This is a genomic window from Flavobacterium gillisiae (assembly GCF_900107635.1).
GTDB classification, from domain to species: domain Bacteria; phylum Bacteroidota; class Bacteroidia; order Flavobacteriales; family Flavobacteriaceae; genus Flavobacterium; species Flavobacterium gillisiae.
In genome coordinates this window covers 161106-176357 of record NZ_FNRD01000008.1, presented here as the reverse complement: position 1 = coordinate 176357, position 15252 = coordinate 161106, and the positions used below count along the sequence as shown (strand labels likewise).

The following is a 15252-nucleotide window of genomic DNA, read 5'->3' as shown; positions in this document are numbered from 1 at the left end:
AAACCTATGGAGCCAATAAAAATTATAGAATGTCCTCGTGATGCCATGCAAGGCATTAAGCCATTTATACCTACCGAAAGAAAAGTAGCGTACATTCAATCTTTATTGAGAGTAGGCTTTGATTCGATCGATTTTGGGAGTTTTGTGTCGCCAAAAGCGATTCCGCAAATGGTAGATACCGCTGCTGTATTGGCACAATTGGATTTATCGCAAACAACAAGCAAATTACTGGCTATTATAGCTAATACTAGAGGAGCGGAAATGGCTTCTGAGCATGCTGAAATTCAATATTTAGGATATCCTTTTTCAATATCCGAGAATTTTCAGATGCGAAATACACACAAAACCATTGCTGAATCTTTAGTTACCTTAGAGCAAATTCTAGAAATTGCCGATAAAACTAATAAGGAAGTAGTTGCTTATTTGTCTATGGGTTTTGGAAATCCGTATGGAGATCCTTGGAATGTAGAAATTGTTGGGGATTGGACGGAGAAATTATCCAATATGGGAGTGAAGATTTTGTCACTTTCAGATACTGTAGGGAGTTCTACTCCGGACGTAATCAGCTATTTATTCTCTAATTTGATTCCAAAATATCCCGAAATTGAGTTTGGAGCCCATTTGCATACCACGCCAGATAAATGGTTTGAGAAAATAGATGCAGCTTATAATGCGGGTTGCCGAAGATATGATGGCGCTATTCAGGGATTTGGAGGTTGTCCAATGGCTAAAGACGATTTAACGGGTAATATGCCGACAGAGAAGTTGTTGTCCTACTTTACGGCGAATAAGGAAATTACAAATTTAAATCCCTTAAGCTTTGAAAGTGCTTACAATGAAGCTTCTAAGTTGTTTGGCGAGTTTCACTAAAAAACACTAAAGGATGAGATTGTGGTAATAGTACATGAATGTAATAATAAGTTAATAACAACGTCGTTGTTATTACTATAAATACTTTATTTTCGTTGCTTACACTCTTAGTATGAATCATTACCACTCCATTAAAACTATAGGATTATTGCTACTTGTGTTGCTGTCTTTTTCATGCAGCAGTAATTTAGATTTTGATCAAGTAAACGATTTTAAATTAGAACCTGTTTTTATTGCAAACCTGACCTATTTTGAAATTCCTGCCAATCAATTTATAGAGAATGGAATGGAGCAGAATATTGCTTTTGATACGCAAGAATTTGATATGTTCCGGGATTCTTTTTTTCGAAAAAATTTAAGACGAGCCGACTTCTTTTTTGAAATCAACAATACAATTAATAGGTCTTACTCTATCGATATTATATTATTAGACGAAAATGACCAACCACTTTATAGGGTTCATTTTGATGTTCCGGCTTATTCCGGCACACAAAAATTAGTAACCCGAACAGAAATTTTCGAAAATGCTACCCTCGATTTATTAAAAAGAGCCAAGAGAATGGGGTTTGTTATAACGATGGGTGCCGGTCCTGCTTTAAATGCCAATAGTCCAGGAAGTTTAAAATTGCGTTCAAGTGCAACTGCTTATCTCGTGGTAGAATGAGAAAAGTATTTCTGTTATTCATGGTATTAGTATCTGTTGGTTGTTTGTCTCAAAATAAACAAATTTTATATAATTTTACGGCAGTGCCTCAGTCTTTAATGACTAATCCTGGCGCTGATGTTAGTTATAAATTTTATTTTGGTGTTCCATTACTATCGGGAATTTCTGTTAATGCCGGATCGACTAGTTTTTCGGCTTATGATTTATTTGCTGATAATGGAGTGAATTATAACACCAAACTACGCGATGTAGTACATCGTTCTTCTCGAAACGACAAATTGGCTTTCAATGAGCAAATAGAATTATTTAGTGGCGGTTTTAAATTAGGAGATTGGCTTGAAAACAAAGGATATATTTCTTTTGGAATGTACCAGGAGTTTGACTTTATGATGTTTATGCCAAAGGATATAGCTATTCTTGCCTTAGAAGGAAACAGGGATTATCTGGGTAAATCATTTAATTTAGGGGATTTGAGTTTAAGAACGGAAATGCTTTCAGTACTGCATGTGGGTTTTCATAAAAATATAACTGAGAAGCTTATTCTTGGTGGACGGGCCAAAATTTATTCGAGTGCTTTTAATGCGTCCTCTACTAAAAATTCAGGATATGTCTATACTATTCCAGCTACAAATACAGTGTACGAGCAAGTTATTTATTCCGATTTGCAATTGAATACCTCAGGAATTTCAGAATATATTGCCGAGGGTTATGAAGGTGATGCAGTGGGAGATATTAGGAAAAAGACACTGTTTGGTGGAGACCTAGGACTTGGATTTGATTTAGGACTGACGTATTATCCTAAAAAGAACATTCAGTTTACAGCCAGTATTCTTGATGTTGGATTTATAAAACACAGCAAAGATGTGGAAACGCTCACCTATAGGGGTTATTATAAATACGAGGGTATAAACCCAAATTTTACTGGTGCTAATACTTCAGGTAGTACATATCAGCAGTTTGTAGATGCTATTCCGCGAGACACTATTTACAGTGCATACAAGACTTGGAGACCTATAAAAATTAACAGTTCATATCAATATTCATTCAATGATTCGAGAGGAGGAGCAGACTGTAATTGTACTGTATCAGAATCGGAATATAGAAATGCAGTAGGAGGGCAGCTCTTTGTTATGAGTACTCCAAGAGCTCCGATGATGGCATTGACTGGGTATTATAGAAGAAATATTCTCGATAAACTACAAATGAAAGCAACCTATACAGTAGATTCCTATTCGTTTAAAAATATAGGATTAGGAATGTCAAGTAGGTTGGGGGCATTCAATGTCTATCTCATGGCTGATAATTTATTAGAGTATAAAGATTTGGCGAAAGCCCATAGCTTATCGTTTCAATTTGGATTTAATTTTATTTTTAAAGAGACTAATTCGCCGTACTAATCCTCTTTTCAACCGATTGTGATTATTTTAAGTTATTAAAAATTTCCTTTTAAGTAGGGGTATTGCACATTGGCAGAATCATTTTCTACTAGTAGTATTGGTTTTTAAATCCTTATTTTTTTTACTTTTTTAAATCAAAATAATTTGCTATATTTGCACGCAATTCAACTACAAATTGCAACATGATAGCACATAACTCCAAGATTATCGGCGAAGGTTTAACATACGACGATGTATTATTAGTTCCAAACTACTCTAATGTGCTTCCTCGAGAGGTAAGTATCCAAACAAAATTTTCAAGAAATATAACGCTTAATGTTCCTATTGTATCCGCAGCTATGGATACCGTTACTGAAAGTGCTATGGCAATTGCTATGGCTCAAGAAGGTGGAATAGGTGTTTTGCACAAAAATATGACAATCGAGCAACAAGCTGCCAAAGTACGTAAAGTAAAACGTGCGGAGTCAGGTATGATTATCGATCCTGTTACTTTACCGCTTACTTCTACAGTAGCGGACGCTAAAAATGCGATGAAAGAATACGGAATTGGTGGTATTCCTATTATCGATGAAGATCAAAGATTAAAAGGAATTGTAACCAATAGAGATTTGCGTTTTGAGAAAAACAATGCAAGACCTATTATTGAGGTAATGACAAGTGAAAATTTGGTTACCGTTGCTGAAGGAACTTCATTGGAACAAGCCGAAGTAGTTTTACAAGGTCATAAAATTGAGAAACTTCCAGTTATCAATAAAGAAGGTAAATTAGTGGGATTAATCACTTTTAGAGATATCACTAAATTAACTCAAAAACCAATTGCTAATAAAGATGTTTACGGGCGTTTGCGTGTAGCAGCTGCTATTGGTGTTACTGGTGATGCAGTAGAAAGAGCAACCGCTTTAGTAAATGCGGGTGTTGATGCCATCATTATTGATACGGCTCATGGTCATACGCAAGGTGTGGTAAATACATTGAAAGAAGTAAAAGCTAAATTCCCTCAAATAGATGTTATCGTAGGTAATATTGCCACTCCTGAAGCGGCAAAATTCCTAGTTGAAAACGGTGCTGACGGTGTGAAAGTAGGAATTGGACCTGGTTCAATTTGTACAACACGTATCGTAGCGGGTGTTGGTTTTCCTCAGTTCTCTGCAGTTCTTGAAGTTGCAGCGGCATTAAAAGGAACTGGAGTTCCGGTTATCGCTGATGGAGGAATACGTTACACAGGAGATATTCCTAAAGCAATTGCTGCAGGTGCTGACTGTGTGATGTTAGGATCACTTCTTGCAGGTACTAAAGAATCTCCTGGAGAAACTATTATTTTTGAAGGAAGAAAATTCAAATCCTACCGCGGTATGGGATCTGTAGAAGCGATGGAAGGTGGTTCTAAAGACCGTTATTTCCAAGATGTAGAAGATGATGTAAAGAAACTGGTTCCTGAAGGAATTGTAGGTCGCGTGCCTTACAAAGGAGAACTAAACGAAAGTATGCTTCAGTTCATTGGCGGTCTTCGTGCAGGAATGGGATATTGTGGTTCTAAAGATATTCCGACTTTGCAAGAAACAGGGCGTTTTGTTCGTATCACGGCAAGTGGTATCAACGAAAGTCACCCGCATAACGTAACGATTACAAAAGAGTCTCCTAATTACTCGAGATAATATCAAGCTTAAAGTATAAAAAGGCTGTCTAAAGTGTTAAAACTTTATGACAGCCTTTTTTTTATTCGAAGTGTTGCGCGATTCGCACTTAATTAGTTTCGATTATATTTTTTATTTTTCCATCGTTGTCAATAACTTCAATTTTTCCAATTCCATCTTTATCAACATAGATTTTCAATTTAGGTTTTCCATTTTCATCGTATAGAAATAATCCCGAGCTATTCTCTTTATTTCGTCCTACAAAAAGCCTTCTTTTTGATCCTTCTTTATTCCAAAGCGCATCCATTTTTTCGTCACGCTCTTTTTGGTTTTCAATTTTTTCAAGTTCGTTAAACTTATTATTCCGTTCTACTATATTAGAGCCAATGGGAAATTCATTTATAATTAAACCTCTTTGAATTGATCCTTTTCCGTTTTCGTAACTTTCATCATTTAGGATTTGAATTACTTGATCATCATGGTAATTGTCCATTGTAAATGACATTCCTGAGCTAATTTTATTGTCTTTAGTCTTTCCTGCAAAAATTAAGCCTCCGCATTCATCGCCTTCTTCATTGAAAAAAATCATCCCAGCTGGTCTTTTTCTTTTTGGAAAGTCTACTCCATTCATTCTTCCAGAATGCTGTCTCGTTTCATTGCTTAATACCATTCTTAAACTGCCGTCTTCTCCTATTAAGTTGATTTTTTTTGTTGTGATCTCATCAAAAGTTTCTTTTTTATCTTCTTTTCCAAAAGAAGACAATAGTATTAAGCTAAAAATTAAACTGCTAGCAATTGCATAGATCGTTAAAAAATTGACTCGTTTTTCTAATTTTGATTTCATGTTTTTTGTTAAGTTTATAATTTATTGAATTCTCTTTAGGCGGTTAAAGCGCGCCAAAATCGTTCCTATTTTCAAATATATGCAACCTTTTTAGTTTAAGGTAGTTTATTAGAAACTTATTCTTGTTAATTTTAGAAAGAGTTTTCCTGGCCGTTTATTGTACGCAGCTTGAATTTTTAAATAGATACCGCTGCTTTAGTTTTACTATTTTATTATAGAAAAACAAATAGTTTTATAGTTTATAGGTATTGAAACGGTGTTTTTCGAGCTGTGCGTTTTCTTCTAATAGATTCTCGTTTTTACACAAGAAACATTTTTTATTTTTACTGGTTTACCTACTTTTTTTAGTAAGCCTGTTTCTAAATTTCTTCTGAAAACGACAACGTTTTGGGTGATGACGTTGGTGACAATTATAAATTTACCTGTTTGGTCAATAGCAAATGTTCTGGGATGTTTCCCTAATGTTGATTGGTAACCAATAAGTTCTATAAATCCATTTGGCGCTATTGTATAGATGGCAATATTGTTTTCCTTTCCTCTATTTGATGCGTACAAAAATTTGCCGTCTGGAGAAATATGAATATCTGAACTTTCAAAACCTTCTTTTAGGTTTTTAGAATGAGTTTCGAGTCTTTGGATTTTTTTAAGTTCATTTTCTGCGTAACTAAATGCACAAATAGTTCCTGAAATTTCCTCGATGCAGTAGGCGAATTGTCCATTTGGACTAAAAGTAAAATGTCTTGGCCCACTTCCTAATTCGGTGTTTATTAAACTTGACTTTTCTAAATTCAGCGGTGCTTTTTGAGAATTGTAAAAAGGATAAACTCTTATTTTGTCTGCGCCTAAATCTGTAAGAAATAGACAATCAAATTTTGGAGAGAAAACAGCGGAATGAATATGTGATTTTTCTTGTCTTTTAGAATTTATACTTCCTCCTATAAATTTAATGTTTTGCGCTATTGAATCAATTGCGCCATTTTCTAAAATCGGATAGACAGAAACACTTCCATCGGTATAATTTACATTTACTAACCATTTCCCGTTTTCGTGTACATTTAAGTAAACAGGATTTTCTCCTCCGCTTTGTTGGCTGTTTATGAAAGTCAATGATTTGTTATCAGAATCAAATTTATAGGCTGAAACACTTCCTGCATTTGGAATTTTACTTTCCGTACAAGCATAAATGTACTTTCCATTCGGAGAGATGGTTAAATATGATGGATTTAAAACGTCTTTAACGGACGTTAATTTTGTTAGTTTTCCATTTATGGTGTCTAATTGGTACACATAAATTCCTTCGATTTTTTTGTCCCAATTATAGGAACCAAAAAAAACATATTCTTTTTGAGAGTATAGATTTAGACAAAATAGTAAGCAAATTATTAAGCTGAATTTATCTGCTTTCATTTAAATTTAGGAATTATTCTTTAATTCGAAAGCTATAAATAATATGGTTATGCACTGTAATACAATAGAAATAGGCAAAGCCTAAAAGCTACTCCTTAAAGAACTGATTCAACCTTTTTTTGTCTCCCACTACCCATAAAACATCGTCTTTCTCTAATATTAAGTTGGATTCCGGATTCAGCAAACGTTTTCCACCGCGCTCGATACCCACGACCATACCGTTCGTTCTTTCTCTTATTTTGGATTGGCTGATACTTTTTCCAACAAACTCGTCTCTTTTTAATTCCAGTTGTTGCAATACAATTTCTGCTTTTTTAACATTTTTAGGTGGGTCAAATTCGTGTTGGTGCAAGTAGTTATCAAATTCTTTTACCTGAGCATCAGAACCGATGACACAAATTTCATCACCCGGAAAAAGTCGCTCATTCTTAGTAGGGATTTTTACCATAATCTCCCCTCTTTTTATAAAAGCGATGTTAATCCCCATTTCCTCCCTAATGCGCAATTCTTCTAGTGTTTTACCGGCGATATTAGATTCTTTGGCTATTTGAAAGGTGGTCATGTGACCATCCCAAGGTGTTAAGCTGGCGTAGCGACGTTTTATACTTACCTCGTCTCTGGTATTAAGATTTTTCAGGAAATGACTTTCAATTTTGTGATATTGACGATGCAATTGCTTGGGATAGAAAAAATAAATTGCAACAGCCGTTACCAAGGCAAAAAAGGCAATTATTGGAGAGAAAAAGATATTCAATAAAAAACCAATATAGAATAACGCCAATCCCATCCTAAAAAAGATCATCATCATTATTGGTCCTCTGTACTTGCGTTCTTTAAATAATATTTCGACTTCCTTTACCGCTACACGTCTAAGGGCTAATGCCCATAAAAAAGGTGCGATGATTATAATCGTTATTAATGCAGCAATAGGATTCCCAAATTTATAGTTCTCCACTAATGGCAAAAGATATTTAGAAGACAGCAGGATGATTGCAGTTATAATTATAGTATGAATTATAATTTGTGACATATAAGCTCTTAGTACGATTTGCCAAGTGCTTACAGATCGAATGGCTTGTGCATTTGCACTGTATCGCGCTATTCTTTTTACCCATCTTCTAGGTAGTTTTTTTTCTAAATATTCAGAGAAAGGCACCGCCATTTTTACCATAAACGGAGTCGTAAAAGTGGTCACGGCAGAAACGGCTACGACAATAGGATATAAGAAATCACTGGTAACATTTAGCGACATCCCCAATGTAGCGATGATAAAGGAGAATTCTCCAATTTGTGCTAATGTCATTCCTATTTGGATCGACTGCTTTAAGGGCTGTCCAGAAATTAACGCACCAATTATGGAACTGATGGATTGACCAAAAATAACCACCAAAGTAAGTATTGCTACCGGCCAAGCGTGAGTGTATAATGTTGTAGGGTCGATAAGCATACCAACGGACACGAAGAAAACGGCCGCAAATAAATCCTTTACCGGTTTTACCAAGTGTTCGATATGTTCTGCCTGCGTCGTTTCGGCAATGATAGAACCCATGATAAAGGCACCCAATGCTGGAGAAAAGCCAACATTTGCCGCTAAAATTACCATCATTAAACATAAAGCCAGTGAAATAATCAACATCATTTCATCTGTCAATAGCGGTTTGGCTTTCTTTAATAAAGTAGGAATGAAGAAAATTCCTCCTACAAACCATGCGGTTAGGAAGAATGCTAATTTCAATACAGACTGTAGTAATTCCATACCAGAAAACTGCTGACTTGCCGCAACTGTCGAGAGTAAAACCATCATTAAAATGGCTACAATGTCCTGAACAATAAGCGATCCAATAACGATCCCGGCAAATTTTTGTGATTTAACGCCTAGTTCGTCAAAGGTTTTTAGAATAATTGTCGTCGAGGAAATGGAGAGGATTACCCCAAGAAAAATACTGTCCATTTGGCGCCAACCCATCCATTGACCCACTAAATAACCGACGATAACCATCGTAATAATTTGGGTCATGGCATTGATAGAGGCGGTTCCGCCCACTTTCATCAATTTCTTAAAACTAAATTCGAGTCCCAAACTGAACAGTAGAAAGATTACTCCAATTTCTGCCCACACTTCGACACTTTTAACATCAGATACAGATGGAAAAAAATCAAAATGGGTTCCCGCAAGGAAACCGGCAATCAAATACCCCAAAACTAAGGGTTGTTTTAATTTTTTAAATATTAAAACAGCAATTCCAGCGGTCATAAGAATTAATCCTAAGTCACTTATTAAAGGTTCTAAATGGTGTGATGCTTCAGCAACTGTTGCGACAGTACTCATATTTTATTTTTTTAGGAGCTGTTTCCAGCCTTCCATTTTAAGCTTTTGTATAAAAACTTTTTTATTAGGCATTTGCAGGAGCTTCCTTCGGTCGCTCTGCAATTTGCCATAAAAATAGTTTTTATCCTGCAAGGCTTTCCATTGCAGTCTGGGCTATACTTTTGCCGTTCCTCTTGTCAATCCATTTCAATCAGAGGATTAGCAAAAAAAAAGCTATCGTTTAAAGATAGCTTTTTTTGGAGTTATTCTATTTAAAATAGTAGCTGCCCGATTTATTTTTATGAAATTCAAAAAAATATAAAGAAACAATTTTCTATTCTCTTGTATTGCTATTAGATTCCTACGAAATTACTTGGTGTGATTTGCATTAATTCAGCTCTTACTTCTTCAGTTACATCTAACGTAGCAATAAAACCATGAATCGCTTTTTTATCAATCGCTTCATTTGTTCTCGTCAATCCTTTTAGTGCTTCATACGGATTAGGGTAGGCTTCACGACGTAAAATAGTTTGAATTGCCTCAGCAACTACAGCCCAGTTTTTTTCTAAATCTTCGTGAAATTTTGGTTCGTTCAATAATAATTTATTCAAACCTTTCAACGTAGCTTCAAATGCAATGATGGTATGACCTATTGGTACACCTACATTTCTCAATACCGTACTGTCCGTCAAATCACGTTGTAATCTTGATAATGGTAATTTTGCCGAAAGGTGTTCAAAAATAGCGTTTGCTATTCCTAAATTCCCTTCAGAGTTTTCAAAGTCAATCGGGTTTACCTTGTGTGGCATCGCTGATGATCCTATTTCTCCTGCTTTGATTTTTTGTTTGAAATATTCCATAGAAACATACGTCCAGATATCTCTGTCTAAATCGATGATAATGGTATTGATTCTTTTCAACGCGTCAAAAAAGGCTGCAAAATGATCGTAATGCTCGATTTGTGTTGTTGGGAAAGAGTGGTGTAAACCTAAAATATCCTCAACAAACTTACCACCAAATTTTCTCCAGTCAATTTGTGGGTAAGCCACATGATGTGCATTGTAATTTCCAGTTGCTCCACCAAATTTAGCAGCGAAAGGGATATTAAACAACAAACGCATTTGCTCTTCTAAACGTTCTACAAAAACACCAATTTCTTTACCCAAACGAGTAGGAGAGGCCGGTTGTCCGTGTGTACGTGCTAGCATTGGTATGTCCTTCCATTCGACACTTAAATCTTTCAATTTAGAAGTTAAAGTAATTAGCGAAGGCATGTATACTTTTTCGAATGCATCTTTTGTTGAAAGAGGAATTGCTGTATTGTTAATGTCTTGAGAAGTCAATCCAAAATGGATGAACTCCTTGTATTGAGATAAACCTAATTTTTCAAAAGCGTCTTTGATAAAGTACTCTACCGCTTTTACATCGTGGTTAGTTACTTTCTCCGTTTCTTTGATCCAAAGTGCATCTTCAGTAGAAAAGTTTTTATAGATATTTCTTAAAGTATCAAAAAGCTCAGGATTTACACCTGAAAGTTGTGGCAAAGGCACTTCGCACAAAGCAATGAAATATTCAATTTCAACTAATACGCGGTATTTGATTAATGCTTCTTCCGAGAAAAAAGGAGCCAAAGAAAGAGTCTTGTTTCTATATCTTCCGTCAATTGGAGAAATAGCATTCAATTCGTTTAAAGTAGTCATTGTTTTGTTGTTTGTTCGAAAGGCACAAATATAAACCTTTAAAGGCAATTTCGAAAAGGATTGTTTTTTTAAATAAGGGCAATAAGTGCCTTTTGTAGAAGTTTCATTCCTTCAGAAGCAACTTCGGGAATAACTTGGAGTGAATTTCTCAAATTCGGAATTTTAACAGGCTTTGGATCAATGTAAAAAACAGGAGTTTTAGAATTTGTAAAATCGATTAGTCCCGCTGCTGGATAGACTTGTAATGAAGTACCAATAACGGCAAAATAATCCGCAGTTTCTGTAATATTGATTGCTTCTTCAAGAGCGGGAACTTCCTCGCCAAACCAAACAATATGTGGACGTAATTGATTTTGATTATTATCGAAATCACCAAAATTCAAATCTTCTGTCCAATCTAAAATGTAATTTGGATTTGCAGTACTTCGCACTTTTAACAATTCGCCATGCAAGTGCAATACGTTTTTACTTCCTGCGCGTTCGTGTAAATCATCTACATTTTGCGTAATTACAAAAACGTCAAAATGAGCTTCTAATTCAGCTAAAATCTGATGTCCTAAATTGGGTTGCACTTCTTTGAGTTGTTTTCGCCTTTGATTGTAAAAATCAAGGACTAAAGCTGGATTTTTGTTCCATCCTTCGGGAGTGGCGACATCTTGAACATTATGTCCTTCCCAAAGTCCATCGCTGTCTCTGAAAGTTTTAATTCCGCTTTCAGCACTAATTCCGGCTCCAGTCAAGACTACTAATTTCTTTTTCATTTTTTCATTTCGATATTTATCCATACAGTTTGTCACGCTGAAAGCGTCTCAGCAAAGTTGCTCACATTATGTAAAGACGTTTTCTGCGAGACAAACTAAGTCAAATGGCTTTTTTGTAAAAATAAAGTAATTATCATTACGGATATTACTAGGTACAGCATTTGTCGATTTTAGTTGAAAACACTCATTCAAAGTGAATCAAATGAAGGAAAAGCGAGAGCTGTTGCAGTAAACGTGATTGCTTCATTCTTCGCAATGACTTTGCCGAGTTGGTTTGCGCAACAACACTTATATGTTCTTCTATTTCTCATATGTTTTCAAAAAAAAATATGCCTCGCTTGAAACTTAAATTTTAAAGTTAGTATTTTTGCCGCAAAACAAATGGAATTATGATTGATATCGATTACTTACATTTTCTGGAGAACATACTAACGGATAACCGCAAAGAGAAATTCTTGAAAGTACTAGAAAATAGAACCAATCATTTTACCATTGCAGTAGAAGATATTTTTCAGATGCATAATACGAGTGCGGTAATGCGTAGCTGTGAGGTTTTTGGAATTCAAGAATTAAATGTAATCGAACAGCGTTACGGTAAAAGTATCGATAAGGAAATTGCGATGGGTGCTCAGAAATGGGTTGATATTAATACTTTCGACAGTATTACAGATTGTTTGGATACAGTAAAGAATAAAGGATACCAAATCATTGCGACCACGCCACATGATAATGATTGCTTATTAGAAGATTTTGATATTTCGAAACCGAGTGCCTTGTTTTTTGGGACGGAGCGTGATGGATTATCGGAAGAAATTTTGCAGCGTGCCGATGGTTTTCTTAAAATCCCGATGGTAGGTTTTACGGAGAGTTTGAATATTTCTGTGTCAGCTGCGATTATTATTCAAGATTTGACAAACCGGCTACGAAAATCAGATATTGATTGGCATTTGTCTGAAGAAGAAATTCTAGTAAAAAGATTGGCTTGGGCCAAGAACTCCATTAAAGATATTAAACGAATAGAGGAGAGGTATTTTTTAGAAAATAACAAAACGGTTTTATAGGCCGTAAAGCATTTTTACACGGTCTACATTGATTGGTTTGTCAGATGGGATTTCTAAGAAATAATCCAATTGCCATTTTTGGGTTTTCTGTGCTTGTGTATTGTTTGCTTGATCCCAAGGTGGATATACCCGAATGGCTCGCTTGCCTTCTTTTTTGCTTGTCGTTATTACGCCTCGTTCACACAATACCGATTTTGGCAATACAAATTGACCCAAACGCTCGCCTTTTCTCGTGTTAATAATAACGAGATCAATTGGATCTGTGAAGTCAAAAGGTTGAATCGGCCCTTTTTCAATTCTTTTCCATAGCGTAACAAATTGGCCTGTTTTAGTTGGAGTTGTTTTTGCATTTCGGTATGTAATGGATAGACCATTTAACTCAAATATGGCAGCTCCATACTCAGTACTTTCGACTTCTTTTTCTAATGAAGAAAAATTAAAACCACACGGGTCATATATAAGTTCCTTTGTGATAAACAGGTCGTTGTAGATGGCAGTAGCAGTTTTCAAAGACTTTTGATTTTAAGAATTTTCAAATATAAAAAAATACCCAGCTACGTTGTAGATTGAAGTCAATAGATTTTTTACTTTTTTTATATTTCATAGATTCCGTATTTCCATTGGCTACTTGTTTGGCGTTAATTGGATTGTTACAGCTAATCTCCGTTAAACGAAAGTCATTGCGAGGAACGAAGCAATCTCATCCAGTATTTCAAAAGGTGTGGATTTAAAATACCGCGTTAAAAACGCTACGATTTGTTTTCTAATCAAAGTAGGTACTCGTCGCAAACGAGCACCAGGGGCACTAACTGAAAAATACGCGAGGATTTTCGTAAGTAGGCGAGCAGAAGCAATTAATTTTATATGATATTGTAGCAGACTTTTATTGATGCTTTATTTTCATAAATGTCACTTTGTTCGAATCATAAAGATTGAAAATAATTTTTTCATTTCCATCTCCTCCAAAAGGTGAAGCGAACTCAATAAGTCTTTTGTTATTGTCGTAAAACTCGAACTGACCATCAATTCCGCCAGTTTTCCAAGTTCCATTTTTTTCAAGACTAAAACCTTTCATCCCTTCAAATTTATATGTTCCATCCTCAAGTAGAATCAATTTGTTATTAGTTAATAATTCATTTTCAGATTTGTAACTTTCATATGTTCCTGAAAAAGTCTCCATTTGACTATTATTAAATGATGGAATTGCAATTACATACCAAAATGCAATCATACCAAAACAGATTATTGGAACAACTCCAATTACGAATGCAATTTTTTTCAATTTCGATGATTTATGAATTGCTCCAAAAATCAAAAAAATTAGAGAAATTATAAAAAATAGTCCTCCCACAAAAGTCAGAATTATAAATAGTACACTTTCTAGCATAATTTTTTCAGCTTTTGTACGATGCCCCGAGGCTTTTAGCGGGCGGGGAGTTGATAGCATATTTTTTTCGTCGAAACGAAGATATGAAAATTAACCTCGCTTGCACTATTGCCCTGCTTGTTCAAAATCGGTGTTAGCTGTTCGGCTTTTCTTTATACTTTTCAAATTCTGTTTCAATTAGATTCTCAAGATTCTCAAAGCTGTATTTCAAAGCTGTTGAGCTTACTGATAGTGGAGTGTTGTACATTTTCATATTAGCTTTCATTAACAAAGCTTTTATTGTAGAGGCGTTTTTAATGAACTTTTCGGGATTTCGGACATCAATCAGTAAAAACTTTGTTGACATTACTTGTTCTGTTCTTATTCCAATTATTTCGTTCCATTCTATTAGTCCAACTTTGTTGTAATTTGAATTGTCAGTTATACCTTTCTGGTCTATTGTTAATCCTGGCTTTTTGTCAAATAATTTGATTGAAATATAAAGAATACATAAAGTTGAAAATATAATCGCTGCAATACCAGATATTCTAATTAATTCGGCATTTCTGAAAATATAGGAAACAAATTTTTCAGGATTGAGGATAAATGCCATTCCCAAAAGCGCAAAAATTAGTGAGCCCAATAAAGCTAAGAACATTTTTTTCTTACTAAGAGGGATTTCAATTTTGGTCATTTCTATTTTTGATTGCGTTTTTTTCTAAGCTGACAGCTAACTCGTTTATATATGCAAGGACATTAAAACTATAGTTCTTTCAAATATATAAAATAATCTCAGCTAAATACTATCTAATAATTAATAGCAATTATATTTATTCTACAGTCCAATGTTGTTTAGTTAACAATCATTGGCAGTATTTGTCACGCTTGAAGCATCTCAGCAAAGTTACTCAGCTATCTTGAGACGCTTTCAGCGTGACAAACTATTCGGTATAGTGTGGTTAAAAATAGAATGCTTGTATTATGGGGTTGTACAATATTAGCAGATAGTCTTTTATGTGCCATTATTACTGGAAGTAATACAATTTAAACTTAGGGATTAATGTAAAATTTTTCAAACGCTACATCTAGCAATTAGTTTGTCATTCCGATGAAGGTGGTACCTCGGTCACCTGAGTAGTTTGAGGAGATTCCTCCTGCGTCGGAATGACAAGTTTGTGGTTGTATTTTATTGCAGTATTTTCAAAAGTCAAATAGTATAACAATCACTTCCATTATTCTA

The 15252-nt window shown here is 35.0% G+C and carries 13 protein-coding genes; 5 read left to right on the top strand and 8 right to left on the bottom strand.

What is annotated here, in order from left to right; genetic code table 11:
- Positions 1 to 6 precede the first annotated feature (6 nt).
- The 4 genes from BLV35_RS12430 (at position 7) to guaB (ending at position 4586) form a co-directional block, all read left to right on the top strand.
- A complete protein-coding gene (locus BLV35_RS12430; protein WP_091090523.1) occupies positions 7 to 870 on the top strand; it encodes a hydroxymethylglutaryl-CoA lyase in 864 nt (287 codons plus the stop codon).
- Positions 871 to 982: 112 nt separating this feature from the next.
- Entirely contained in the window at positions 983 to 1534 is a 552-nt protein-coding gene (locus BLV35_RS12425) for a hypothetical protein (protein ID WP_091090520.1), read from the top strand.
- Complete coding sequence (locus tag BLV35_RS12420) at positions 1531 to 2931, top strand: DUF5723 family protein (protein WP_091090517.1); 1401 nt, start codon at positions 1531 to 1533, stop codon at positions 2929 to 2931. Before BLV35_RS12425 ends, BLV35_RS12420 begins: the two co-directional genes overlap by 4 nt.
- A gap of 182 nt (positions 2932 to 3113) precedes the next feature.
- The gene (gene guaB, locus BLV35_RS12415) at positions 3114 to 4586 is read left to right on the top strand and encodes an IMP dehydrogenase (RefSeq protein ID WP_091090514.1); all 1473 of its coding nucleotides are present in this window, start codon (positions 3114 to 3116) and stop codon (positions 4584 to 4586) included.
- Between the two features lie 88 nt (positions 4587 to 4674).
- On the opposite strand, the gene BLV35_RS12410 is transcribed toward guaB, so the two are convergent.
- The 5 genes from BLV35_RS12410 to BLV35_RS12390 form a co-directional block, all read right to left on the bottom strand.
- A complete protein-coding gene (locus BLV35_RS12410; RefSeq protein ID WP_091090510.1) occupies positions 4675 to 5409 on the bottom strand; it encodes a hypothetical protein in 735 nt (244 codons plus the stop codon).
- 282 nt (positions 5410 to 5691) lie between these two features.
- Positions 5692 to 6816, bottom strand: coding sequence for a lactonase family protein (locus BLV35_RS12405; protein WP_091090507.1), 1125 nt, complete (start codon positions 6814 to 6816; stop codon positions 5692 to 5694).
- Positions 6817 to 6904: 88 nt separating this feature from the next.
- Positions 6905 to 9145, bottom strand: coding sequence for a cation:proton antiporter (locus BLV35_RS12400; RefSeq protein WP_091090503.1), 2241 nt, complete (start codon positions 9143 to 9145; stop codon positions 6905 to 6907).
- A 332-nt stretch (positions 9146 to 9477) separates the two neighbouring features.
- On the bottom strand, positions 9478 to 10824 hold the full coding sequence (purB, locus tag BLV35_RS12395) for an adenylosuccinate lyase (protein ID WP_091090499.1): 1347 nt from the start codon (positions 10822 to 10824) through the stop codon (positions 9478 to 9480).
- A 68-nt stretch (positions 10825 to 10892) separates the two neighbouring features.
- Entirely contained in the window at positions 10893 to 11585 is a 693-nt protein-coding gene (locus BLV35_RS12390) for an SIR2 family NAD-dependent protein deacylase (RefSeq protein WP_091090710.1), read from the bottom strand.
- A 389-nt stretch (positions 11586 to 11974) separates the two neighbouring features.
- Here BLV35_RS12390 and BLV35_RS12385 point away from each other — a divergent pair, with 389 nt between their 5' ends.
- Positions 11975 to 12646, top strand: a complete 672-nt coding sequence (locus tag BLV35_RS12385; protein WP_091090496.1) for a TrmH family RNA methyltransferase — start codon at positions 11975 to 11977, stop codon at positions 12644 to 12646.
- Here the strand turns inward: BLV35_RS12385 and BLV35_RS12380 are convergent.
- The 3 genes from BLV35_RS12380 to BLV35_RS12370 all read right to left on the bottom strand — a co-directional run bounded on the left by BLV35_RS12380 (position 12641) and on the right by BLV35_RS12370 (position 14706).
- Positions 12641 to 13156, bottom strand: coding sequence for a MepB family protein (locus tag BLV35_RS12380; protein WP_091090492.1), 516 nt, complete (start codon positions 13154 to 13156; stop codon positions 12641 to 12643). The two genes, BLV35_RS12385 and BLV35_RS12380, sit on opposite strands and share 6 nt — an antisense overlap.
- A 373-nt stretch (positions 13157 to 13529) precedes the next feature.
- Positions 13530 to 13928: a hypothetical protein gene (locus BLV35_RS12375; RefSeq protein WP_176980615.1), complete on the bottom strand. Its 399-nt coding sequence runs from the start codon at positions 13926 to 13928 to the stop codon at positions 13530 to 13532.
- 238 nt (positions 13929 to 14166) lie between these two features.
- Positions 14167 to 14706: an STM3941 family protein gene (locus BLV35_RS12370; protein ID WP_091090488.1), complete on the bottom strand. Its 540-nt coding sequence runs from the start codon at positions 14704 to 14706 to the stop codon at positions 14167 to 14169.
- Positions 14707 to 15252: the final 546 nt, after the last annotated feature.